At 53.3% G+C, this 22768-nt stretch carries 24 protein-coding genes; 5 read left to right on the forward strand and 19 right to left on the reverse strand.

Annotation, left to right across the window (positions count from 1 at the left end; genetic code table 11):
- The first annotated feature begins 85 nt into the window (after nt 1-85).
- Complete coding sequence (gene alaS, locus AMM03_RS01285) at nt 86-2710, forward strand: alanine--tRNA ligase (RefSeq protein ID WP_090129275.1); 2625 nt, start codon at nt 86-88, stop codon at nt 2708-2710.
- An 81-nt stretch (nt 2711-2791) separates the two neighbouring features.
- On the opposite strand, the gene AMM03_RS01290 is transcribed toward alaS, so the two are convergent.
- Genes AMM03_RS01290 through AMM03_RS01310 form a run of 5 tightly spaced genes read right to left on the reverse strand, consistent with a single transcriptional unit; the run spans nt 2792 to nt 7438 of the window.
- The gene (locus tag AMM03_RS01290) at nt 2792-3775 is read right to left on the reverse strand and encodes a pseudouridine synthase (RefSeq protein WP_090128669.1); all 984 of its coding nucleotides are present in this window, start codon (nt 3773-3775) and stop codon (nt 2792-2794) included.
- Nucleotides 3753-4490: a tRNA (guanosine(46)-N7)-methyltransferase TrmB gene (gene trmB / locus AMM03_RS01295; protein WP_090128670.1), complete on the reverse strand. Its 738-nt coding sequence runs from the start codon at nt 4488-4490 to the stop codon at nt 3753-3755. The genes AMM03_RS01290 and trmB overlap by 23 nt, the downstream gene beginning before the upstream one ends.
- A complete protein-coding gene (gene gluQRS, locus AMM03_RS01300; RefSeq protein ID WP_090128671.1) occupies nt 4487-5413 on the reverse strand; it encodes a tRNA glutamyl-Q(34) synthetase GluQRS in 927 nt (308 codons plus the stop codon). The genes trmB and gluQRS overlap by 4 nt, the downstream gene beginning before the upstream one ends.
- 6 nt (nt 5414-5419) lie before the next feature.
- Complete coding sequence (locus AMM03_RS01305) at nt 5420-6484, reverse strand: NAD(P)/FAD-dependent oxidoreductase (protein ID WP_194942713.1); 1065 nt, start codon at nt 6482-6484, stop codon at nt 5420-5422.
- A gap of 9 nt (nt 6485-6493) precedes the next feature.
- The gene (locus tag AMM03_RS01310) at nt 6494-7438 is read right to left on the reverse strand and encodes a LysR family transcriptional regulator (protein WP_090128672.1); all 945 of its coding nucleotides are present in this window, start codon (nt 7436-7438) and stop codon (nt 6494-6496) included.
- 101 nt (nt 7439-7539) lie between these two features.
- Between AMM03_RS01310 and AMM03_RS01315 the strand changes: the two genes are divergently transcribed.
- Nucleotides 7540-8247, forward strand: coding sequence for a pirin family protein (locus AMM03_RS01315; protein WP_369793654.1), 708 nt, complete (start codon nt 7540-7542; stop codon nt 8245-8247).
- A gap of 40 nt (nt 8248-8287) precedes the next feature.
- Entirely contained in the window at nt 8288-8821 is a 534-nt protein-coding gene (locus tag AMM03_RS01320) for a flavodoxin family protein (protein ID WP_090128673.1), read from the forward strand.
- A gap of 68 nt (nt 8822-8889) precedes the next feature.
- Here the strand turns inward: AMM03_RS01320 and AMM03_RS01325 are convergent, their stop codons facing one another.
- Nucleotides 8890-9654, reverse strand: a complete 765-nt coding sequence (locus AMM03_RS01325; RefSeq protein WP_090129278.1) for a sulfurtransferase — start codon at nt 9652-9654, stop codon at nt 8890-8892.
- 45 nt (nt 9655-9699) lie between these two features.
- On the opposite strand from AMM03_RS01325, the gene dnaE reads away from it, so the two are divergent.
- Nucleotides 9700-13188 (forward strand): DNA polymerase III subunit alpha, encoded by a 3489-nt coding sequence (dnaE, locus tag AMM03_RS01330; protein WP_090128674.1) that lies wholly within the window; start codon nt 9700-9702, stop codon nt 13186-13188.
- 183 nt (nt 13189-13371) lie between these two features.
- On the opposite strand, the gene tolA is transcribed toward dnaE, so the two are convergent.
- Genes tolA through AMM03_RS01395 form a run of 13 tightly spaced genes read right to left on the reverse strand, consistent with a single transcriptional unit; the run spans nt 13372 to nt 22037 of the window.
- Entirely contained in the window at nt 13372-14322 is a 951-nt protein-coding gene (gene tolA, locus AMM03_RS01335) for a cell envelope integrity protein TolA (protein ID WP_090128675.1), read from the reverse strand.
- 26 nt (nt 14323-14348) lie between these two features.
- Nucleotides 14349-14768, reverse strand: coding sequence for a protein TolR (gene tolR / locus AMM03_RS01340; protein ID WP_090128676.1), 420 nt, complete (start codon nt 14766-14768; stop codon nt 14349-14351).
- An 18-nt stretch (nt 14769-14786) separates the two neighbouring features.
- Nucleotides 14787-15512 (reverse strand): protein TolQ, encoded by a 726-nt coding sequence (gene tolQ / locus AMM03_RS01345; RefSeq protein WP_090128677.1) that lies wholly within the window; start codon nt 15510-15512, stop codon nt 14787-14789.
- Entirely contained in the window at nt 15509-15919 is a 411-nt protein-coding gene (ybgC, locus tag AMM03_RS01350) for a tol-pal system-associated acyl-CoA thioesterase (protein WP_090128678.1), read from the reverse strand. Before ybgC ends, tolQ begins: the two co-directional genes overlap by 4 nt.
- Nucleotides 15916-16449 (reverse strand): transcription antitermination factor NusB, encoded by a 534-nt coding sequence (gene nusB / locus AMM03_RS01355; protein WP_090128679.1) that lies wholly within the window; start codon nt 16447-16449, stop codon nt 15916-15918. Before nusB ends, ybgC begins: the two co-directional genes overlap by 4 nt.
- Nucleotides 16446-16940 (reverse strand): 6,7-dimethyl-8-ribityllumazine synthase, encoded by a 495-nt coding sequence (gene ribH, locus AMM03_RS01360; protein WP_090128680.1) that lies wholly within the window; start codon nt 16938-16940, stop codon nt 16446-16448. The genes nusB and ribH overlap by 4 nt, the downstream gene beginning before the upstream one ends.
- A 2-nt stretch (nt 16941-16942) precedes the next feature.
- Nucleotides 16943-18076: a bifunctional 3,4-dihydroxy-2-butanone-4-phosphate synthase/GTP cyclohydrolase II gene (gene ribBA, locus AMM03_RS01365; protein ID WP_090128681.1), complete on the reverse strand. Its 1134-nt coding sequence runs from the start codon at nt 18074-18076 to the stop codon at nt 16943-16945.
- 10 nt (nt 18077-18086) lie between these two features.
- A complete protein-coding gene (locus tag AMM03_RS01370; protein WP_090128682.1) occupies nt 18087-18752 on the reverse strand; it encodes a riboflavin synthase in 666 nt (221 codons plus the stop codon).
- A gap of 30 nt (nt 18753-18782) precedes the next feature.
- A complete protein-coding gene (gene ribD, locus AMM03_RS01375) occupies nt 18783-19907 on the reverse strand; it encodes a bifunctional diaminohydroxyphosphoribosylaminopyrimidine deaminase/5-amino-6-(5-phosphoribosylamino)uracil reductase RibD (protein WP_090128683.1) in 1125 nt (374 codons plus the stop codon).
- Between the two features lie 55 nt (nt 19908-19962).
- Nucleotides 19963-20391, reverse strand: a complete 429-nt coding sequence (locus tag AMM03_RS01380) for a type IV pilus modification PilV family protein (RefSeq protein ID WP_090128684.1) — start codon at nt 20389-20391, stop codon at nt 19963-19965.
- Nucleotides 20392-20393: 2 nt separating this feature from the next.
- Nucleotides 20394-20987, reverse strand: a complete 594-nt coding sequence (locus tag AMM03_RS01385) for a hypothetical protein (RefSeq protein WP_090128685.1) — start codon at nt 20985-20987, stop codon at nt 20394-20396.
- Entirely contained in the window at nt 20987-21592 is a 606-nt protein-coding gene (locus AMM03_RS01390; RefSeq protein WP_194942714.1) for a hypothetical protein, read from the reverse strand. The genes AMM03_RS01385 and AMM03_RS01390 overlap by 1 nt, the downstream gene beginning before the upstream one ends.
- 7 nt (nt 21593-21599) lie before the next feature.
- Entirely contained in the window at nt 21600-22037 is a 438-nt protein-coding gene (locus tag AMM03_RS01395; RefSeq protein WP_194942768.1) for a type IV pilin protein, read from the reverse strand.
- Between the two features lie 109 nt (nt 22038-22146).
- On the opposite strand from AMM03_RS01395, the gene AMM03_RS01400 reads away from it, so the two are divergent.
- Nucleotides 22147-22752 carry a GspH/FimT family pseudopilin gene (locus AMM03_RS01400; protein ID WP_090128688.1) on the forward strand — a complete coding sequence of 202 codons (606 nt, stop codon included), beginning with the start codon at nt 22147-22149 and terminating at the stop codon, nt 22750-22752.
- The last annotated feature ends 16 nt before the right edge of the window (nt 22753-22768 follow it).

Here is a 22768-nt window from a genome sequence, read left to right on the forward strand (position 1 = left end):
GTTGTTTGAAGGGATATTTTGCGCTTTTTGCAATCTTATAATGGAATGTTAGGCCCTGTTGGGCTTTCATAAAGATACCCCTGCCATGAGCACACCTGTTATTTCTGTTGCTGACATTCGCAAAACCTTCCTCGACTTTTTTGCGTCCAAAGGCCATACCGTGGTGGCGTCTAGCCCCTTGGTTCCCGGCAACGACCCCACCTTGATGTTTACCAATTCGGGCATGGTGCAATTCAAGGATGTGTTCTTGGGCACCGACAAGCGCAGCTATGTGCGTGCAGCTTCTGTGCAGGCTTGTTTGCGTGCTGGCGGCAAGCACAACGATTTGGAAAACGTGGGTTACACCGCACGTCACCACACCTTCTTTGAAATGCTGGGCAACTGGAGCTTTGGCGATTACTTCAAACGCGATAGTTTGAAGTGGGCCTTTGAGTTGCTCACACAAGTTTACAAATTACCCGCCGAAAAACTCTGGGCCACGGTTTACATTGAAGACGACGAAGCCTACGACATCTGGACAAAAGAAATTGGTTTGCCGCCCGAGCGTGTGGTGCGCATTGGTGACAACAAAGGCGGACGTTACATGTCCGACAATTTCTGGATGATGGCCGACACCGGTCCCTGCGGTCCTTGTTCTGAAATCTTTTATGACCACGGCCCCGAAGTAGCAGGCGGCCCTCCCGGTAGCCCCGAGCAAGACGGCGACCGTTACATTGAAATTTGGAACAACGTGTTCATGCAGTTCGACATGCAGCCCGATGGCAGCTTGAACAACTTGCCAGCACCGTGCGTTGACACTGGCATGGGCCTGGAGCGTTTGGCAGCCATTTTGCAGCACGTGCACAGCAACTACGAAATCGATATTTTTGATGCCTTGATCAAAGCGGCATCGCGCGAAACAGGCTGTACCGATTTGCAAAACAAATCACTGCGCGTCATTGCCGACCACATTCGTGCGACTGCATTCTTGGTCAGCGATGGTGTGGTGCCTAGCAACGAAGGTCGCGGCTATGTGCAGCGCCGCATCGTTCGCCGCGCCATTCGCCATGGTTACAAGCTGGGTCAAAAAACACCGTTCTTCCACAAGCTGGTGCCCGACCTGGTTAAGTTGATGGGTGCTGCTTACCCCAGCTTGGCGTCGCAAGAAAAACGCATCACCGACATCTTGAAGGCTGAAGAGGAGCGCTTCTTTGAAACCCTTGAAGTGGGTATGCAAATTTTGGATACTGCGCTTGAAGGTGGCGTCAAAGTATTGCCTGGTGACGTGGCTTTCAAATTGCACGACACCTACGGCTTTCCCTTGGACTTGTCTGCCGACGTTTGCCGTGAGCGCGATTTGAGTGTGGACGAGGCTGGCTTTGCTGCCGCCATGGAACGCCAGAAAGCCCAAGCCCGTGCGGCTGGTAAATTCAAAATGGACCGTGCGTTGGAGTACACAGGCGCGGGTAACACCTTTGTCGGTTACGACGAACTGCAGGCCACCGCCAAAGTGTTGGCTTTGTATGTTGATGGCACACCTGCAACAGAACTCAAAGCCGGACAAAACGGCGTGGTGGTGCTCGACACCACCCCCTTCTACGCAGAGTCTGGTGGCCAAGTGGGCGATCAAGGTTTGTTGCAAACTGCAGGCGCCCAATTTGAAGTAGAAGACACGCTTAAAATTAAAGCGGATGTATTTGGTCACCATGGTGTTTTGACACAAGGCAGCCTGAAGGTGGGTGACGCTGTGCAGGCACAGGTCAATACAGAAATGCGAACAGCCACGGTGCGCAATCACTCTGCCACCCACTTGATGCACAAAGCGTTGCGCGAAGTGTTGGGCGACCACGTGCAACAAAAAGGTTCCTTGGTCAATGCCGAGCGCACACGTTTTGACTTCGCACACAACGCGCCCATCACCGATGAACAAATCTTGGCCATCGAAGCCAAAGTGAACCAAGAAATTTGGGCCAACCCCGCCACTCAAGCGCGTGTGATGGACATTGAGTCTGCACAGAAGACCGGCGCCATGATGTTGTTTGGCGAGAAGTACGGCGAAACCGTGCGTGTGCTCGACATCGGTTCTAGCCGCGAGCTGTGCGGCGGCGTTCACGTGCACCGTACGGGTGACATCGGCTTGTTCAAAGTGGTGGCTGAAAGCGGTGTGGCGGCTGGCGTGCGACGCATTGAAGCTGTCACGGGCGGCAATGCTTTGGCCTACTTGCAGTCTTTGGAAGCAACTGTTTCTAAGGCCGCAGGCAGCTTGAAAGCATCGCCTTCTGAATTGAACAGCCGGATCGCCCAAGTCTTGGAGCAAGTGAAATCCTTGGAAAAAGAAATGGCGGCGCTTAAAGGCAAGTTGGCTTCGTCACAAGGTGATGAACTCATGACGCAAGCGGCGGATGTGAAGGGCGTTAAAGTTTTGGCGGCTTTGCTGCCAGGCGCCGATGCCAAAACATTGCGCGACACCTTGGACAAGTTGAAAGACAAGCTGAAAACCGCTGCCATTGTGTTGGCTGCCGTGGACGGAGACAAAGTTCAATTGGCCGCAGGCGTGACCGCCGACACCACGGGCAAAGTGAAAGCCGGCGAGTTGGTGAACTTTGTGGCCCAGCAAGTGGGTGGCAAGGGCGGTGGTAAGCCCGACATGGCCATGGCGGGTGGTACAGACGCTACGAACCTTAATGCCGCTTTGGCCAGCGTCCAAGCTTGGGTCACCGAGCGTTTGTAATGCTTCCAATGCGCTGATCCAATTTGGGTTGGACGCTTGAGTTTGAAGAAAGCCCCGAGAGGGGCTTTCTTTATGGGTGATTCAATCGATTTTGAGAACTCTACAGCTTTCAAACGTTCTGGCAACGCCTGTGAGTGGATCCTTGAACGCAATTGACTTTGCGAGAAGCTGCAAAGGCGAACTGAAATCGTCGGGCTCATTAGCAGCGCGCCTGATCACTGGATAAAACTGATCGCCCATCAAGGCCAAGCCAAGCGAGTTCATGTGAACACGCAATTGATGGCGTTGGCCAGTGAGGGGTTTCAACACATAACGCGCCAAGCTTGGAGGCGATGCGGCGATTGTTTGTATTGCTGAATCGCTGAAATCCATCGGCTCAACACAGTCAATCCAAGTTTCGCTGTTGAAAGGTTCGCCATTTTGCATTTCATCATCAGCAAGTTCACGCATTCTGAAAAACTGCTCATCTTCTACCATTCTGCTTTTGTGTGTCAGTGGAAATCCAAGTTTCAATGGTGACGACTCAGGCCTCCCTGCAATCGCCTCATAAGTTTTCTCAACTTGCCCAAGTCTAAACAAGGCTTGATATGAGTCGCGGTCTTGTGCACGAACGCTGAAGAGCACCAAGCCTGCAGTTTCTCGGTCAATGCGATGTACCGGTGAGAGCTCAGGCAAATTTAATTGCTGCTTCAATTGAACCAACAAACTTTGTTGTACATATTGCCCGCCTGGTGTGACTGGCATGAAGTGCGGCTTGTCGGCCACTACCAAATACTCATCTTGAAAAATAATGTTTGCCTTGAAGGGCAGTGTAGGTTCGTTCGCCACATGCCGAAAGTACAGCAAGTGTGATTCACCTACCAAATTGTCCGCGGGTGCCATGCGCTCTGCCTTGGCGTTCAGCACGAGTCCTGCATCAAATCGTTCCAACCACACTGTGCGTGGAATGGCTGGAAATCGTTGCGCTAAAAATTCAATGGCCGACAGATGTGTGTTGGCGGGAATGCCCACCGTGCTGGGGCTCACCCCATTGCGAAGCCAATTAGACGCGTTGGAAGACAACATCCCACACACCATGCCCCAATTTCAAGCCGCGGTTTTCAAACTTGGTCAGTGGACGGTAGTCGGGTTTGACGGCGTAGCCACCCTGATCCATAGCGGCCGTGTTTTGCAACAAAGGCTCTGCGCTCAGTACTTCCAATATTTGAACCGCATAGGGCTCCCAATCGGTGGCGCAGTGAATATAAGCACCTGGCTTTAAGCGCGCAGCCAACTTGGCAATCAGAGGCGCTTGGATCAGTCGACGTTTGTTGTGCCTCGACTTGTGCCATGGGTCTGGAAAGAAGATGTGCACGCCATCAATCGAAGACAAGGGGAGCATGTTGTCTATGACTTCGACCGCATCGTGTTGCAAGATGCGAATGTTGTGAATGTCTTGTTCACCAATTCGCTTGAGCAATGCGCCCACGCCGGGTTCGTGCACTTCACAACACAAGAAGTAATCTGTGGGCCTAACTTTGGCTATGTGCGCTGTGGCTTCTCCCATGCCAAAACCAATTTCTAGAATGACAGGGCCTGAGGCAGCCTCTTGACCGTTGAGGCCAAACGCTTTGGCCATGTTCAGAGGCTCAGCCGCGTAGTTCAGTAAATACTGCGGACCCCAAACTTCAAAGGCTTTGGCTTGGCCAGTCGTTGTGCGGCCAGCGCGTTTGACAAAACTTTTAATGTTCTTAGGAAACGCCACACTGGCTGGCGCTTGGTTTTGGATTTCGGAGGTCATGCCCCGATTTTAGTGGGTTGGCGATGGGCCCACGCTTGGGTCCAATTGACAAGGGCTGAGGGCAGTTGTTCTAAAGAACCCAAGGCGCCAGGCCCGGCGTCAAGACCCAGCGTCGATGCAGCGGAAATCAGAGATTGGCAAATGGCCGCATCCGTGCTGAGGTCCAGTGCTTTGGCGCCGTTTTGTTTAGAGAGTTTTTCGCCATTGGCGCCCCATACCAGCGCAGTGTGCAAATATTTTGGCGCTGAGTAGCCCAGAGCCTCTTGCAGCAGCATTTGCCTGGCCGTGTTGTCGCTGAGGTCTTCCCCTCTAACCACATGCGTGATGCCTTGCTTGGCATCGTCAACCACCACAGACAACTGATAAGCCCACAGGCCATCGGCTCGCTTCAAAACAAAGTCGCCCACTTCTGCTAAAACGTTTTGTGATTGAGGGCCGAGTCGAAGATCTGTCCAATTCACCACAGGGCTAGTGCGCAATTCAGACCATTTGCGCACATTGAATCGCCATGCTCTGGCGGGCTTGCCCTGCAAACCATCGCGGCAAGTCCCTGGGTAGACGGCGGCTTTGTTTCGGCTTAAATCCAATCCCAGCAAGGCTTGATTTTCTTCGATCTCTTTGCGTGTGCAGCCGCAGGGGTAGACCAAGTCTTGCGCCAACAAATTGTCCAGGGCTTGTTGGTAATGCGAGTTGCGTTGCGATTGATAGACCACATCACCGTCCCAATGCAGACCGCACTGCTGAAGCTGCTTGAGGATCAATTTGTCAGCACCCTCTATGCAACGCGGTGCATCGACATCTTCCATGCGAACCAACCACTCGCCATGGTGCGCGCGGGAATCGAGGTAGCTGGCCAAAGCCGCTACCAAAGAGCCAGCATGCAATTCACCGGTGGGTGAGGGCGCGAATCTGCCGCGATACATTCAAACTTAAAGTGCTGCGAGCGCCAATTCCACACCGGAAATGAAGGCGTCTTCTACGCGGTGGCCCAAGCACCAATCGCCACACAAACCAATGCCTTGTTTTTTGCTCAGCATGTGTGAGGCACCTAAGGGTTGCAAAGTTTTGGCGTAGCGCCAACGATGGACTTCGGCGTGCGCAGGTGTGGCACGGATGCCAGTAATTTCAGAAAACGCTTTGAGCAATTTGGCTTGAGCGCGTTCGGGTGAGTCTTCCAAATGTTCTTGTGACCAAGCGGCACTGGCTTGGACGGTCCAGCGCTCCACATGGCCTCGGCCTGGCTTGGAAGATTCGCGCGCTAACCACGCCACGCGGTGATGCACACTGCGTGCGGCGTTCCATTGGGGACCCAGGGTAATGAGGCCAGGTTGTGCAGCGTTGGGGAAGGCCACCATGAGAGTCCAGCAAGGCGCCACTTGAACTTTTTGAAGTGCGGCCGCGTTTTCCATTTTGATTTTGGAATTGCGCAGCAAGTCGATGGCTTGGTCGGAAGGAATGGCCAACAACACTTGGTCAAAACCGCTGAACACCGATTGGGCACCTTCGGGCTCTTCGCTGTGCAGTTGCCACAGGGTGGGATGAAGCGTGTCGCGTTCAATTTTGAACACCTTCGATTCAAAATGAATGCTGTCGTTTTGCGCCAAGGGTTGTGCCCAGGCTTTGACCAAGGCGTTCATACCGGGTGTGGCCACCCAGTGTTTGTCTTCTGTGTGGCGTGCTGCTTCTAAAACGCGCCCCATGGCATCGAGGACGCGCACCGCATTGGCACTCCATGGTTTGCAAATGTTGGGTGTGGTGGCCAAGGCTTGTGCAAATCGGGCGTCGCGCACAGTGAAGTATTGGGCGCCATGGTCAAAGGTGCCAAATGCGGAGGACCGGGTTGAGATGCGGCCGCTGGCACCTTTGCTTTTTTCAAAGACAGTGACGCGATGGCCAGCTTGCACGAGGGTTCTGGCGCAAGCAATGCCCGCCATGCCGGCACCAATGATGGCAAAGTTTTGAACAGGTTTTGTTGTTGTGTTTGTTTTTGTCATAGGGCTACTCTACACGCGATGATGGGGTTGGAGCAATGCTTGTTGTGTTCGGGCTTGTTTTAACTGAGCCAACCACCAACTTAATGCATGGCCCACACTTTGACCATGGGGATTACGCCATGCATATTCAACTTGGCTGATGCGCTGTACCCGGCTGACTTTTTTGGCCACCAAGCTGCCCGTTTCTAAGTAGGGCTTGGCCAAACTTTCTGGCAAAAAGCCGCCACCGAGCCCCCTCAATTGAGCCTCCAATTTGCTGGGCATGTCGGGTACGGTAAAAACGTCTTGACCGCCCAGCAGGCCAATTGTGACGCCTTCGCCGCGAGGCACTGAGTCGGCCACGGCCACAGCGCGGTATTGTTGCAAGACGGCATCGCTAAGGGGCTCGGGGGCATTGGCCAAAGGGTGATGGGGTGCGACGGCATAAACAAAACTGACTTGACCCAGCGTTTCGTGCAACAGCTCGGCGTGGCTTGATGGCGAAATAAAGACACCAATGGCCAAGTCGGCTTGACCTGACTTGAGTGCGGCCAAGGTCCCGGACAGCGTTTCGTAGCGGATGCGCAAGCGGGTGGGTGGGTTGAGTGCCAAGAAGCCTTCGCTGAGTTCCATCACCACCGACCTTGCGATGATGCTGTCAACGGCCACCGTTAAGACTGCTTCCCAACCAGTGGCCACGCGCTTCACTCGATTGGCCAAAGCCTCCACGTCTTGGAGCAAGCGTTTGGCCTCTCGCAGCAACTCTTTACCGGCTTCTGTGGGCTTGGCTTGGCGACTGCTGCGATCAAACAACAAGACGTCCAGGGCGTCTTCTATTTGCCGGACCCGGTAGGTCAGGGCGCTAGGGACCAGGCCGCGTTGCCTGGCGGCGGCCGCAAAACTGCCGGTTTCCTCGATGGCCAGTAGCATGCTGAGGGCATCGGGTGTGAGAAGGTCGCTGGAGGCGTTGGACATTTTTATTATTCAAATAATTTGAATGATAGCTACAAATATAGTGCATCCAATTGAAACTATTGCAATTTAAAGTCGCTTCATTGTGTTTTTCTAAGCAGGAGATGTTTGTGATTCAAATTCGCCGTTCCGCAGAACGTGGCTATGCCGACCATGGCTGGCTCAAGTCCTTTCACAGCTTTTCGTTTGCTGGTTATTACGACCCTAAATTCATGGGCTGGGGCAATTTGCGCGTCATCAATGAAGACCGCATTGCCCCCGGCACCGGCTTTGGCACCCATGGCCACAAAGACATGGAAATCATCAGCTATGTGTTGTCGGGCAACTTGGCGCACAAAGACAGCATGGGCAACGTCAAAGGCATTCCACCTGGGGATATTCAGCGAATGAGCGCTGGCAAGGGTGTGATGCACAGCGAGTTCAACCATGCCGAAGGGCAGAACACGCACTTCTTCCAAATTTGGATTGAACCCAATGTGATGGGCATTGCACCTAGCTATGAGCAAAAGACGGTGCCAGCGGCCACCAAACGCGGCGCCTTGAAGGTGGTTGCTTCACCCCAAGGCGAAGGCGATGCGGTGCAGATTTCTGCTGACGCCACTTTGTATGCGGGTTTGTTGGATGGTTCAGAGCAAGCTGCCTTGGCCTTGAACCCTGCACGCAAAGCTTATGTGCACCTCATTCGCGGCGAACTGCAAGTGAATGGACAAGCTTTGAAGGGGGGCGATGCCGCCCTGATTCAGGCTGAATCGAATCTTGAACTGACGCACGGTAAGGATGCCGAGGTCTTGGTTTTTGACTTGGCTTCTTAATTTTTGAATTCGCTTTTTTTATTTTTTCAGGAGAACTCTCATGGCTAAAACAGTCGTTATTTATCACTCAGGTTACGGTCACACACAACGCGTGGCGCAATTTGTGGCACAAGGCGCAAATGCCGCTTTGATTGCCATCGATGCAGACGGTAACATCACCGATGCCGATTGGGAAACTTTGGACGCCGCCGACGCGATCATCTTTGGCTCACCCACTTACATGGGCATGGCCTCTTGGCAGTTCAAGAAATTTGCAGATGCATCTTCCAAGCGTTGGTTCACCAGCGCCTGGAAAGACAAAGTGGCCGGTGGTTTCACCATTTCTGCCAGCCCCAGTGGCGACAAGCTTTCAACGCTTCAGTACTTCATCACGTTGGCCATGCAACAAGCCATGGTGTGGGTGGGGCAGCCTGCCATGAACGACGGCACCACCAACCGCATTGGTTCCAACTCTGGTGTGATGGCGCAAGTGGGTCCTACCAGCCCCGCAGAAGACATTCCACAAGGCGACTTGGACACAGCCAAGGCTTATGGTGAGCGTGTGGCAGCTGTGGCTGCTAAATTGCGCGGTTGATTGATGGGCTGCAAATCTGCAGCTTGAGTCAGTTAGAAAGCAGTGCAGTCCCAGTGGCTGTGCTGCTTTTATTTTTGGAGCACTTCGTTGGCTTCAGTTTGCTTCACTGTTTCTAGTGAGACATCTACGGCGCGGCGTTCGTCAAAGACAAAGCAGCCGCCGTCATAGTGCGAGCCGTCTGTCTCTTCAAAGTATTTCAAGATGCCGCCTTCTAACTGATAGGTGTGGGGCAGGCCGTTTTGTTGCATGAAGATGGCGGCTTTTTCACAGCGAATCCCACCCGTGCAAAAACTGATGATGGTTTTGTCTTGCAGTTCTTCTTTGTGCGCGCGAAGTGCATCTGGGAACTCAGTGAATTTGGTCAAACGCCAGTCGATAGCGTTCTTGAACGTGCCTTCGTCCACTTCGTAATCGTTGCGCGTATCCAAAATGACCACGGGCCGGCCATTGTCGTCAAAGCCTTGATCGAGCCATCTTTTGGCGGTGGCAGGGGTGACCGCTGGCGCGCGGCCTTCGGCGGGCCGAATGGTGGGGTGGTTCATGCGAATAATTTCGCCTTTGACCTTGACCAACATTTTTTTAAAGGGCACGGTTTCCGACCAGCTTTCTTTGGGGGCTATGTCCGAAAACCTAGGATCTGTGTGGAGTTCAGCCACAAAACCGCGTACAGCCTCGGAGGGGCCTGCCAAGAACAAATTAATCCCTTCTTCTGCCAGCAATATCGTGCCTTTTAGGGCGCGAGACAAGCAGCGCTCTAGGAGGACAGGGCGAAGTTCATGGGCATCCGGCAGTGGGACGAACTTGTAGGTCGAAATATTCAAAATATTGTTCACCCCTGTATTGTAGAAAACATCTGAAGCAGCTTCTACAATGAGTGCATGTTTGTTCATTTGCGCCTTCACACCGAGTTTTCCATTGTCGATTCCACCTGTCGCATTGACGATGTGGTGCAGGCAGCGGCAAACGATCAGCAGCCTGCTTTGGCCATCACCGACCTGAGTAATTTGTTTGGCGCCATCAAGTTTTACAAAGCGGCTCGTGGCAAGGGGGTTCAGCCTATTTTGGGGGCCGAGATCTTTTTGGAAGGTTTGGGTGCAGATCCGCTGGCTTTGTCGCGTGTCATGGTGCTGGTGCAAAGTTCGCAAGGTTATTTAAACCTGTCTGAATTGTTGGCGCGCGCTTGGACGCAAAACATGGTGAAGACCAATGCTGTGGTCAAGCTGTCGTGGCTTCAAGAGCTCTCAGAAGGCCTCATCATGTTGTCGGGCGCGCAGGCAGGCCCTGTTGGCCAGGCATTGGTGCAAGGCGATACCTCGCGTGCTGCCGAAATTGCGTTGCAGTTGGCGTCTATTTTTACGCACCGCTTCTATTTGGAAATTCAGCGCGCAGGTCGTCCTGAAGACAACGCGCACGTGATTGCTGCCGTGAAATTGGCGGCGCGGTTGAGCTTGCCCGTGGTGGCCACACATCCCGTTCAGTTTTTGGCTGAAGACGATTACGAATCGCACGAAGCCCGTGTGTGTATTTCTGAGGGCGAAATTTTGGGCAACCAGCGCCGTGTTCGCAAGTTCACGCGCGACCAATACTTCAAGTCGTCTGCCGAAATGCAGGCCTTGTTTACCGATGTGCCCAGTGCCTTGGCCAACTCGGTCGAAATCGCCAAGCGCTGTAATTTGTCTTTGGTCTTGGGCAAGCCACAGCTGCCCAATTACCCTACGCCACTGACCGATGGCAAGCCCATGCCCATTGAGGATTATTTCCGCTTGTTGTCGGTGGAAGGCTTGGAAGAGCGCTTGGTGCATTTGTACCCCGATCCCGTCAAGCGAGAGGCCGAGCGTGCGCGTTATGCCGAGCGTTTGGAATTTGAGATCAACACCATCTTGAAGATGGGCTTCCCGGGCTACTTCTTAATCGTGGGTGACTTCATCAACTGGGCCAAGAAAAATGGCTGTCCGGTGGGGCCGGGACGGGGTTCGGGTGCCGGTTCATTGGTGGCGTATTCACTCAAAATTACCGACCTCGATCCGCTGCAATACAACTTGCTGTTTGAGCGTTTCTTGAACCCCGAGCGGGTCTCCATGCCCGACTTCGACATTGACTTTTGCCAAACCAATCGCGACCGCGTGATTGACTACGTCAAAGACAAATACGGCCGTGATGCCGTCAGTCAAATTGCCACCTTCGGCACCATGGCTGCACGTGCGGCCATTCGTGACGTGGGCCGTGTACTCGACATGAGCTACATGTTCTGCGACGGCATCAGCAAACTCATTCCCAATAAGCCAGGGCAGCACATCACCATCGATGGCGCCATCAAGGCCGAGCCTATTTTGGCCGAGCGCTTGGACAAAGAAGACGAAGTCAAAACGCTGCTGGCGCTGGCCCAAAAACTAGAAGGTATGACCCGTAACGTGGGCATGCATGCGGGTGGTGTGTTGATTGCGCCAGGCAAACTCACTGACTTCTGTCCTTTGTACCAACAGCCTGGCAGTACCTCGGCTGTGAGCCAGTACGACAAGGATGACGTGGAAGCCATTGGTTTGGTGAAGTTTGACTTCTTGGGCTTGGCCACCTTGACCATTTTGGAAGTGGCGCGCGAGATGATCGTGAAGCGCCACAAAGGCCAAGAAAATTTCGCTTACGAAAACATTCCCTTGGACGATGTCGCTACGTACAAGTTGTTTTCTGATGGCCGCACCGAGTCGGTGTTCCAGTTTGAAAGTCGTGGCATGCAGGGCATGTTGAAAGACGCGAGGCCTTCACGCTTAGAAGACTTGATTGCGCTCAACGCCTTGTACCGACCTGGCCCTATGGATTTGATTCCCAGTTTTGTGGCACGCAAGCACGGCCGCGAAGTGGTGGAGTATCCACACCCCTTGGTAGAAAAAGTGCTGTCCGAAACCTACGGCATCATGGTCTACCAAGAGCAGGTGATGCAAACTGCTCAGGTGCTGGGCGGTTACAGCCTGGGCGGCGCCGACTTGTTGCGCCGAGCCATGGGTAAGAAAAAAGCCGAAGAGATGGCCGAGCACCGCGCCATTTTCCGCAAGGGCGCTGAGGCCAATGGCCTGTCGGAAACCAAAGCCGATGAAGTCTTTGACTTGATGGAAAAGTTTGCGGGCTACGGTTTTAACAAATCGCACGCGGCGGCTTATTCCTTGTTGGCGTATCACACGGGTTGGTTGAAGGTCCATTTCACGGCGGAGTTTTTCTGCGCCAACATGACCATGGAAATGGACGACACCGACAAGCTCAAAGTCTTGTATGAAGACGCCTTGAAGTTTGGAATGACCTTTGATCCCCCAGACGTGAATCGCGGTACGCATCGCTTCGAGCCTGTTTCAGACAAAGTGATTCGATATGGCTTAGGCGCCATCAAGGGCACTGGCCAACAAGCCATCGATGCCATTGTGAAAGCGCGCGAGGAGGGAGGGCCCTTCACCAGCTTGTACGATTTTTGTGTGCGCGTAGACCGCAGCCGTCTGAACAAGCGCACGGTAGAAGCTTTGGTCAAAGCGGGCGCCTTCGATTCCTTGCAACGCAATCGCGCTTCATTGGCGGCCTCCATTGACCGCGCATTTGATTTTTCTACAGCCACTTCAGCCAACGCCAATCAGGGCGGCCTGTTTGACATGATGGGCGACGATGCCCACGGCTCCAGCACGCAAGAGCCTGATTTGGTGGACATGCTGCCTTGGGGCGTTAAAGAGCAGCTGACCAACGAAAAAACCGCGGTTGGTTTCTACTTGTCAGGCCATCTGTTTGATGCGGTAGAACGCGAAGTTCGCTTGTTTGCCAAGCGCAAAATTGACGACTTGATTGACAGCCGTGAGCCACAACTCTTGGCGGGCATTGTGAGCGACTTGCGAATCATCAACGGCCAACGCGGCAAACTGGCCATCTTTAAGCTGGACGACAAGAGCGCAGTCATGGAAGCCACGGCCGACGAGGCCATGATCAACGCCAATCGCCATTTGCTCAAAGATGACGAGTTGGTCATTGTGATGGCCAAGATGCAAGCCGACAGATTCTCTGGTGGTTATCGCTTGTCGATTCAACAAGTCTGGGATTTACCGTCTGCGCGTTGCCGCTTCGGCAAGTTCTTGCGTGTGGCAGTGAATGGCAGAGCGCCCGAAGTGGCCAAACTGGTCAAGGCTTTCCCGCCTCAAAGAGAGGTGTCAGAGCAGGGCGAGTTATTCAGGGGCCTCACTGTGCGCTTAAAGCTAGAGCGCAAAGCAGACAACGTTGCTGCTAGTGCCGAGCTATCACTTGGCGAGCAAGCCAAATTCTTCCCAAGCGACGCCGCCCTCTCAAGCTGGATTGCCCAAGCCGATCAAGGCAAAGCCGAAATCGTCTACGAAATTTAATTGAAGTCAGAGCCAAACAATTGGGGTCAGATCAACATTAATTTCCAATCTAAAGGGCTAAAGGCTAAGGGGGGCTGAACGATTTCTGGTACTCCAGTATGAGGAAGCCCCCCTTAGCCTTTAGCCCTTTAGATTGACCAAATTAATGTTGATCTGACCCCAATTGTTTGGCTCTGACCCCAATTAATCTTTGGGTCGGAAGCTTATTTCAAGTACGGGTGGTACGCGGCCATCTTCGTCGCGGGGCAGGGTGGCGGTTTTGTCGATGGCTTTCAGGACGGCTTCATCCCATGACTTGTTGCCACTGCTGGACAAAAGTTTGCGGCTCAGAATGGTGCCGTCGGGTGCAGTTCTGACTTCAACCTCTGCTTTAGGGTTGCCCGCAACATCCTCGGTGAAAGTGATGTTGGGTTTGATGCGCGCACGAATACGGCCCGCATAACTGGCAGAAGGACCCGATGATTTGAGTGCGGTGCCTTTGGCGTTTTCATCGCCAGATGCGCCCGCCATGCCTTGCATGCGTTTCAAGTTTTCATTGCGAAGCGCAGCGGCGCGTTTTTCCTCTGCGGCGGCTTTCTTGGCTTCCTCTTTGGCCTTGGCCGTAGCCTCTTCTTTTTTCTTCTTCTCGAGTTCCTTGGCCTTCTCTTTTTCTTTCTCTTTTTCTTTCTCTTTGGCCTTTTGTTTTTCTAACTTTTCTTTCTCAATTTTTTCTTTTTCAAGCTTCTTTTTCTTTTCTAATTCAGCTTCTTTTTTCTCTTCGAGCTTCTTCTTTTCTTTTTCTTTTTTCAGAGCGATGTCAGCCGCTTCACGCTCTGCGGCAGCACTCACTTTCGGTGGCGCAGGCTTTGGTTCTGGTTTGGGTTCAGGCTTGGACTCAACTTTTTTGACAGGCTCGGGTGGCTTCACGGGTTCTGGCGGTGTTGGCTCAGGTTCATTGGCGGCGGGTGCGGCCTCGGCGGGTACTGCCGACCAAAGTTCTGCTGAAGCGGAGAGGGTATTGGGCTCGGTCTTCCAATGGATGCCCCAAGTGAGCGCTCCCAACAACAGCAAGTGCATGAACAAAGCAAACGACAAAGAGCGACCAAATCCACCTGTCGGTGGTGGTGCAAACTCGTTGTGTGCAATGGCGTTCATGCGTTTAAAAAAGAATCACTAGAAGCTCAAGGTGCCAATTGCACCGACAGCCCCACACGCTGTATGCCAGCGCGCTGCAAGGTGTCCATCACCTTCACCACAGTTTCGTATTTGACATTGCGATCGGCACTGATGACCACGGCAGAATTGGCTTGTCCTGTTTGTGCAACGCGCACGCTGTTGGCCAAGTTGTCCAAATTGGTCTTTTGCGTTTTGCTGTCGTTCACCATCTCCAAGCTGTCGTCTTTTTGAACCACAATTTGAATCACTTGATCGGGCTGCTTGGCGGCTTTGCCCACACTGGGTAAATCGACCATGCTGGGTGTGATCATGGGTGCCGTCACCATGAAAATAATAAGCAGCACCAACATCACATCGATGAAGGGCACCATGTTGATTTCATTGATGGTGCGGCGTCCGCGGCCGCGCGAGGAAACAGCAGGCATGTGGGCGCTCCCTAAAGATCAGTGACCAGAAGCAGAAAGGTGAGAGCCAGCCGTGCCGCCCGCACCGGCCGTGCCGCCCAAACTTCTTTGCAAAATATTGGAGAACTCTTCAATGAAGGTTTCCAATTTGATGGCAATGCGGTCGATGTCACGCGCAAATCGGTTGTAGGCCACTACCGCAGGGATGGCAGAAAACAAGCCGATGGCGGTGGCCACCAAGGCCTCGGCAATGCCTGGCGCTACGGTGGCCAGAGTAACTTGCTGCATGCTGGCCAAACCAGTAAAGGCATGCATGATGCCCCACACAGTACCAAACAAACCAACATAAGGCGAAACAGAGCCCACTGAAGCTAGGAAAGAAAGCTGGGCTTCAGCAACATCCATCTCGCGTTGAAAGCTGGCACGCATGGCACGACGAGCACCGTCCAATAAGGTGCCTGTATCGGAAATTCGACGTTCACGCAGTTTTTGATATTCGCGCATGCCGCTGGCAAAAATGCGTTCCATGGGGCCGGCCATTTTTGAATTTTGGACAGCTGCTGAAAACAGGTCATTCAAGCTGGTGCCAGACCAAAACTGTTGCTCAAACTCTTCATTCAAAGTTTGAATGCGTTTGATGGCCGTGAGCTTGCGAACAATAGCGGCCCAACTGGCAATCGAGATGGCCATCAAGATGACCATGACGATTTGCACGACGAAGCTGGCGTTTAAAACCAGATGAAGGATGGACATGTCTTGGTTCATTGAAGTACTTCCAAAATCTTGGCCGGGATGCGGCCTGGTTTCATGGTTTGGCTGTCTACCCAGCCGATTCTTATCGTGCCTTCGGCCAACAGTTTGCGTTGGCCTGCCGCATTCAGCCACGCTTGTTGTGTCAAGACCAAGCTTGCGCGGCCCGACTCAGAAGTTTGTGCTGTGACTTCAAGCAAATCATCCAAGCGTGCTGGCGAAAAATATTTAAGCTGCGTTTCACTGACCACAAACATGCCGCCACTTTCGTCTTTCAAGGATTGTTGTTCAACCCCCAACGAGCGCAACCATTCGGTGCGAGCGCGTTCAAAAAACTTCAGGTAATTGGCGTAAAAAACGATGCCACCGGCATCGGTGTCTTCCCAGTAAATTCGAATGGGAAACGTGAACACAGCTTTCATGCGCGTGCGCGGCCAGCCTGTCGGTCGGCTTGAACTTCATGGGGGCGCAGCTGCGGTGCTAAGCCTTCAAGCACTGCGTTCACATACTTGTGGCCATCGGTGCCGCCAAATTCTTTGGCCAATTCGATGCACTCGTTCAGGCTGACGCGCCATGGCACTTCTAGGCAATGCTTGAGCTCGTAGGTGCCAATCCACATGGCCGCATGTTCAATGGGAGAAATTTCGGCCATGCTGCGATCAAGCAAGGGCAAGATCAGCTTGTCTAAGTCTGCCGCTTGTTCAGAGCAGCCGTACAGCAACGCATCGTAATGTGCCGAGTCTGCTTTGTGAAAGCCAGACAGGTCGCGTGTGAACACATCAATGTCGGCGGCTTCGTTTTTACCCACCAAGACTTGATACAGCGCTTGCAACGCAAATTCACGCGCACGGCTGCGCGCCGATTTGCTGGCGGACTTTCCAGGCTTGCGACTGGATGGTTTGGTACTTTTCGAAGCAGTGCCAGCCAAAGCGTTTTCGGGCAACTCGCTCATGCCAATTCCTCATCGTTCAGGTCGTCATCGCCAATCGACAAATCTTCAAGCAGCATGGCCATTTCAACCGCTACTCGGGCTGCGTCCTGACCTTTTTCGGTCTGACGTGCAATGGCTTGCTCCATGTTTTCTGTGGTCAAGATGGCATTGGCAATGGGCACGTTGTAGTCCAAAGAAATGCGACTGACGCCTGCGCCTGATTCATTGGCCACCAATTCGAAGTGATAAGTTTCACCTCGAATGATGCAACCCAAGGCCACCAAGGCGTCGTACTCGCCGCGCTCCGCCATGGCCTGCAAGGCAATGGGAACTTCCAATGCGCCGGGCACCAACACATGGTCAATGTCGTGCACGCCCAATTCTTCAAGTTCACGAATACAAGCCACCGCCAAAGCGTTGGTAATGCCCTCGTTGAACCTGGCTTGCACAATACCAATGTGCAGGCCTGTACCGTCCAACTCTTGCTCAATGCCTTTGTCTGCGCCTTGCATATTTATTCCTTCGGGATGTAGCCAATAACTTCAACGCCATAACCCGCCATGCTGGGCATGCGTCGGGGTTGGCCCATGAGTTTCATTTTGTGGACGCCGCACTCGCGAACAATTTGAATGCCTACGCCGTAGGTGCGCAAATCCATTTTGCTTCTGTTGGGGGCTTGGGCGGAGCGAGCTCTGCCTTCAAACTGCGCCAAGAGTTGCTCAGCGCTTTCACCGCAATTGAGCAGCACCGCAACGCCTTGGCCTTGCTTGTTGATGTAGTCGAGGCTGTTTTCTAAACTCCACGAGTGCATTTTGCGACCGACTTCCAGCACATCAAATACTGACAAGGGCTCGTGAACGCGAACGGGAACGATGGTGTCTTCGGCCCAATTGCCTTTGACCAAGGCCAAGTGCAGAGATTGGCTAGGCTTGTCTTTGAAGGCATGTGCGGTGAACTCGCCATGAGCCGTTTGCAAAACTCGTGTGCCCACTTTTTCGACCAAAGATTCGGTGCGACTGCGGTATTCAATGAGGTCGGCAATGGTGCCAATTTTGAGACCGTGCTCGGCTGCAAAAATTTGCAAATCGGGCAAGCGCGCCATGGTGCCATCGTCCTTCATGATTTCGCAAATGACCGAGGAGGCGCTGCAGCCGGCCATCACGCCTAAGTCGCAACCTGCTTCAGTGTGACCAGCTCGCATCAGCACGCCGCCATCCACCGCTTGCAAAGGAAAAATGTGACCGGGTTGCACCAAGTCTTTGGCTATGGCATTTGCAGCCACGGCGGTCTTGACTGTCAGTGCGCGATCGGCTGCAGAAATGCCTGTGGTCACGCCCTCGGCGGCCTCAATAGAAACTGTGAAGGCGGTGCTGTACACCGTGCCATTGCTGGCGGCCATGGGAGGCAACTTCAAGTGTTCGCAACGCTCGCGTGTCAGCGTTAAACAAATCAACCCCCGACCATACTTGGCCATGAAATTAATGGCCTCTGGTGTGACGTGGTCGGACGCAATCAGCAAGTCACCTTCGTTTTCGCGATCTTCATCGTCGACCATGATGACGATGCGGCCTGCGCGCATGTCGGCCACGATGTCTTCGACGGGAGAAATTTGGACAGGCGTCAAAGGACGTCCGGAATCTGTGCTCATGTGAGTTCTTTCAATGGGGGGAAGCTGCTTTGAAAGCAGCAGCCGCTGAGTTGGCGGATGCATCGTTGTTGAGCATGCGCTCCACATAACGTGCAATTAAATCGATTTCTAAATTGACAGGGCTGCCAGTTTGCAAAGTACCCAGTGCGGTGTTCTCGACGGTGTGCGGAATGAGGTTGATGCTGAACTCGCAACCCGCAGCCGTATCCAATACCTTGTTGACGGTCAGGCTCACGCCATTGACGGTGATAGAGCCTTTGTAGGCCAAATATTTGCCCATGTTGGCAGGGGAGAGAATTTTCAATTCCCAGCTTTCGCCTACTTGCGCAAAATGCGTGACTTTGCCAATGCCATCGACATGGCCAGACACAATGTGGCCACCCAAACGGTCATGGGCACGCAGTGCTTTTTCTAAATTGACTTTTCCCAGTTTGTCGAGCCCACACGTTTTGTCGAGCGACTCGGCGGAGATGTCGATGGTGAATTGGTGTGTGGCCACATCGAAGGAGGTGACGGTCATGCAAGCGCCGTTGATGGCAATGCTGTCACCCAAGCCGATGTCGTCCAGGTAGCCTGCGGGTACCTCGAGAGTGAGTCGCTTGCCATGGCTTAAAGAGCTGCCCAGGTCGTGGAGGGCGGCGATACGCCCCACGCCGGTGATGATTCCGGTAAACATGGCGCGTATTTTCGCAGGGATTGGGACGATTTAGGCCAAGACGCGGGCTAAAACCCGCAAATCTTTGCCGATTAGCTGTGTTTCTGTGAATTCAAGGCGCAAGGCCTGCGCCAAGTCAGTCAGGGGGCCCCATTGCGCCATGCCTTGTCCGAGCCCCAGCATTTGCGGCGCAAGGTAAAGCAACACCTCATCAATACAGCCTTCTCGAATGAGTGAACCATTGAGCTTGTGGCCGGCCTCTACATGCAACTCATTGATTTCGCGTCGCGCCAGGTCTTGGAGAAGGGCCTTCAAGTCGACTTTGCTTTGGGGGTTGGGCAGGAGGCTGACTTGGGCGCCTTGCGCTTCTAAGGCTGCCCGCTTGGCGGGGTTGTCGATGGCGGCATAAATCCAGACTTGCCGCGGTGTGGGGGCGCCGGGCCGAGAATGCTCAAACAATTGCGCATCTAAGGGGGTTTCTAGGCGGCTGTCCACAATGACCAAGTGAGGCATTCTGGGATGAGCATCAGCATGCGGGCTGAGACGCAAATCCAGGCGAGGGTTGTCTTCTAGGACAGTGCCAATGCCTGTGAGAATGGCGCAAGCTTGGGCTCGCCACGCATGGCCATCGGCCCGGGCCTCGGCACCCGTGATCCATTGGCTTTGGCCATTTTGCAAGGCCGTTTGACCGTCTAAGCTGGCGGCAATCTTCATCCTCACCCATGGTTTTTGACGCGACATGCGGCTCAAAAAGCCCGAGTTCAGAGCTGCGGATGCTGCTGCGCCATCGCCCACTTGGACCTGGATGCCGGCCGCTTTCAATGTGTCGATGCCTTTGCCAGCCACCAAGGGGTTGGGGTCGACCATGGCGACCACCACTTTGGCCACTTTGGCTTCTGCTAGGGCCACGCAGCAGGGCCCCGTTTTGCCATGGTGGGCGCAAGGCTCTAGGGTGACATAAGCCGTGGCACCCTCGACAGAGAAGTTCCGGCTAGCGGCATCGCGCAGCGCCATGACTTCAGCGTGGGGGCCACCCGCACGTTGCGTATGGCCTTGGCCCACAACCTCGCCTTGTGCATTCACGATCACGCATCCCACCCGGGGGTTAGGAGACGTGATGCGAAGGGCTTGGGCAGCCAAGTCCAAGGCTTTTTGCATGAAGGGGCTAGCAGCCATAAACAGAAAAATTTCGTGAAAAGAATTGATACTTTAAAGAGCAAGGATACGACATTTAGGAACCCACCCATGAGGGGGTTGATGCGCGTCGTTTGACCCAGACCAATTCAGCCATTTGGTCGCCTTCTGGCCAAGTGATTTTGATGCGTAACTCTTGGAGACTGCCCGAAGGCGCGCCTGAAATAAGGACGTCTGAAACCTCCCAAGTTAGGCGCCATGTAGTTTGGGTTGGGTTAGAGAGCGGAGGCAATTCTGAGGTGCTATCAAACTGTTGCAGACAGACTGGTGTTTGAACACCCCAGCACTCGCCTAAGTTTTGAGCCAAGGCGCTGGCTCTGTCTAGGTTTTGAATAGCTTGATTGGCTGACAAACTGACCATGCTGAGCCGAACCGAAGCGGCCAAGCCCAATGCCATTAAGCTGCTGGCCAGCACGGCTTCCATCAAACTGAAACCTGATGTTGAATGGGTGACAGAACTTGGCATGCTCAGTACCCCGCATTTTTCCAAGTGCCAGTCAGGCGTTGCACACGCATGGGTTGGATACCTTGAGGCCACAGCGCTGGGTTGAAGGCACTGCCGCTGGCATTCACAGGAATCAACAAAGCTTGCTGCGCTGTGGCGCGACTGCCCGCGCCGGCTTGGGCCTTGTTTAAAGTGACCTCGCTGATAAGAATGACTTTGTGAGGCGTGTTGCGCAGGTCACGAAGCAATTTGATTTGGGCATTGCTGCTGTCAACGCCATCGGGCAGCGGTAAATGTGTCAGTGACAAATTTAGGCATTGCCATGTGTTGCTTGAAGGGTTGCTTGAAGGGTTGTTTGGACAATCTTGTGGCATTGCATTTCTCCAAAAAATGGCATCTGCAGCAGAACCATTCTGAACATAAAAATTTTCGGTGTACGTAATGGCAGTTTCAAGCAAAGATTCGCTAAGAGACAATGCTTGCGCTGCAAACAGTTGATGTTGGCTGCGTGTCGTTTCTGCCATGACCGACTTGAAACTTAACCACCCCCACATGCTTGTTAGCAACAACAAGATGCTGGTGGTCATCAGTGTGGCCATGCCCAGTTGTGATTTCATCAAGGGCCCAGGCTGCAGTTGAATGCTGCGGTACGCATGCGGCTGTTGTGATTCCGAAGTCGCACCCATCTTTGCCATGTTTGCGGCACTTTTTCTGAGGTAGATTGCGCACTCAGCGATACGGCCACCACTTCGCCAGATGCTCTTGGACTGTTGTCGCATTCCATCAAAAAATCAAGCGACAAAAGTTGTAAATTTTTGGCGTCACTCAGGGTGCTCCAAACCACAGGCTGGCAAGCGGTTTTGGTTTGCAGGTCTTTGCCGTTGATGCGAAATCCGCTGCATTCATTGTTGTCTTTGACGCCATTGCTGTTTCGATCTACACTGAACAAAATTTGATGGCTGCTGATTTCAAAATCTTCTGGCAACCCACAAAATGCAGAAGGGCATGCGCCTAAATTGCCTTGCATGTTGTTGGGCATCAGCGCCTGAAAATTGGCGTTTCGAAGGTCATGAATCAGGGTGTCCATTAAGGCTCTGACGTCTTGCTGGGTGTGACTTCTAAGCCGAATTTGTCGGTCGTTTTGCCATTGAAGTTGGAGCCACAAAGCTGCAGCGCTGAGCACACTCAGGCTGAGGGCCCAGCCCAATACAAGGTTTAGCAAGGCAATCTCACCATCGCCAACATTGACCTGGATCGCTGCTGAAAGATTGCTGACTGGTTCTCAACAACTGAGCGTTGGCAGAAACGAACAAGCTCATTTTTGTGCAAGGGACGTCCCGCGTTTGCATGCCGAGGGCCGTGGCATGCAGTTCGTACGATTGAGAATTTGCATTTTGAAGAAGGAGGCTGTAATGGCCAGCGCTGCTTGCATTGCTGGTCCATCCCAGATCCGACATGCTGTTGGCGTACTGCGCATGAAGCCCGCGCCACTGCAGTTGTTTGAGATGCAATTGAAGCAAGCTGTTTTGGGCGTCTTGACGCCGACTGATTTGCCAATGCTGTTCGAAGTTGGGCAATGCAATGCCCATGAGAATGGCCATCAGGGCCACACTGAGCAGGCTTTCAATCAATGTAAAGCCCTTCAGCAAACAGAATTTAGTTGTCATGCCATCAGCATGTCTTATGGTGCAGCAGCACAAGCAAACGATGGCTTGCAGGGAGCTCGATTGCATGCACTTGCAAGGACGATCTCAACAGACGCTTTTACGATTTTGAATGTGCTCGAAAAAACCAGCTTTGCAAAATCAACACGGCCAAAGTTTGATCGAAACACTTTTTGTGTTGTTTGTCTTGGCTGTGGTGTGCGGTGTGGTGGCCTCATCCATGCGCTGGGTCCAACACAAAATTCAAATTCAAGCTGCGGCAGAGGACATGCTGAATGCAGTGTTGACGGCGCGCACCGAGGCTTTGCGCCGAGAAAAACGCGTCACCTTGTGCGTGGCCGAGGCCACGCACAACAGTGCATTGCCCAATCAATGTGAGACAACCAAGCAAAGTGCGGGCGGCACTCCAGCCACTTGGCAACAAGGTTGGCTGATGTTTGTCGACGACAACAGCAATGGTATTTGGGACCCCACAGAGGCTTTGTTGCAGCAACATCCATCACTGGCCGCCGCGGTGTCTGCTACGGGCAACAGCACCGTCAATCGTTACGTATCGTTTGGTGCAAATGGACGAAGCTTGATTTTGAATGGAGGATTCCAAGCGGGCACGCTGACATTTTGTGAGCGTGATGCGCTTGCAAGTTCAGGCTGGTTGCTGGTGATCAACGCCATTGGTCGACCGCGCCTCGAAAGAGCACAGGTGGCAAATTGTTGGTGAGTCTCAACTCGCCAAT

Source organism: Limnohabitans sp. Rim11 (assembly GCF_001269365.1).
Lineage (GTDB): Bacteria > Pseudomonadota > Gammaproteobacteria > Burkholderiales > Burkholderiaceae_C > Limnohabitans_A.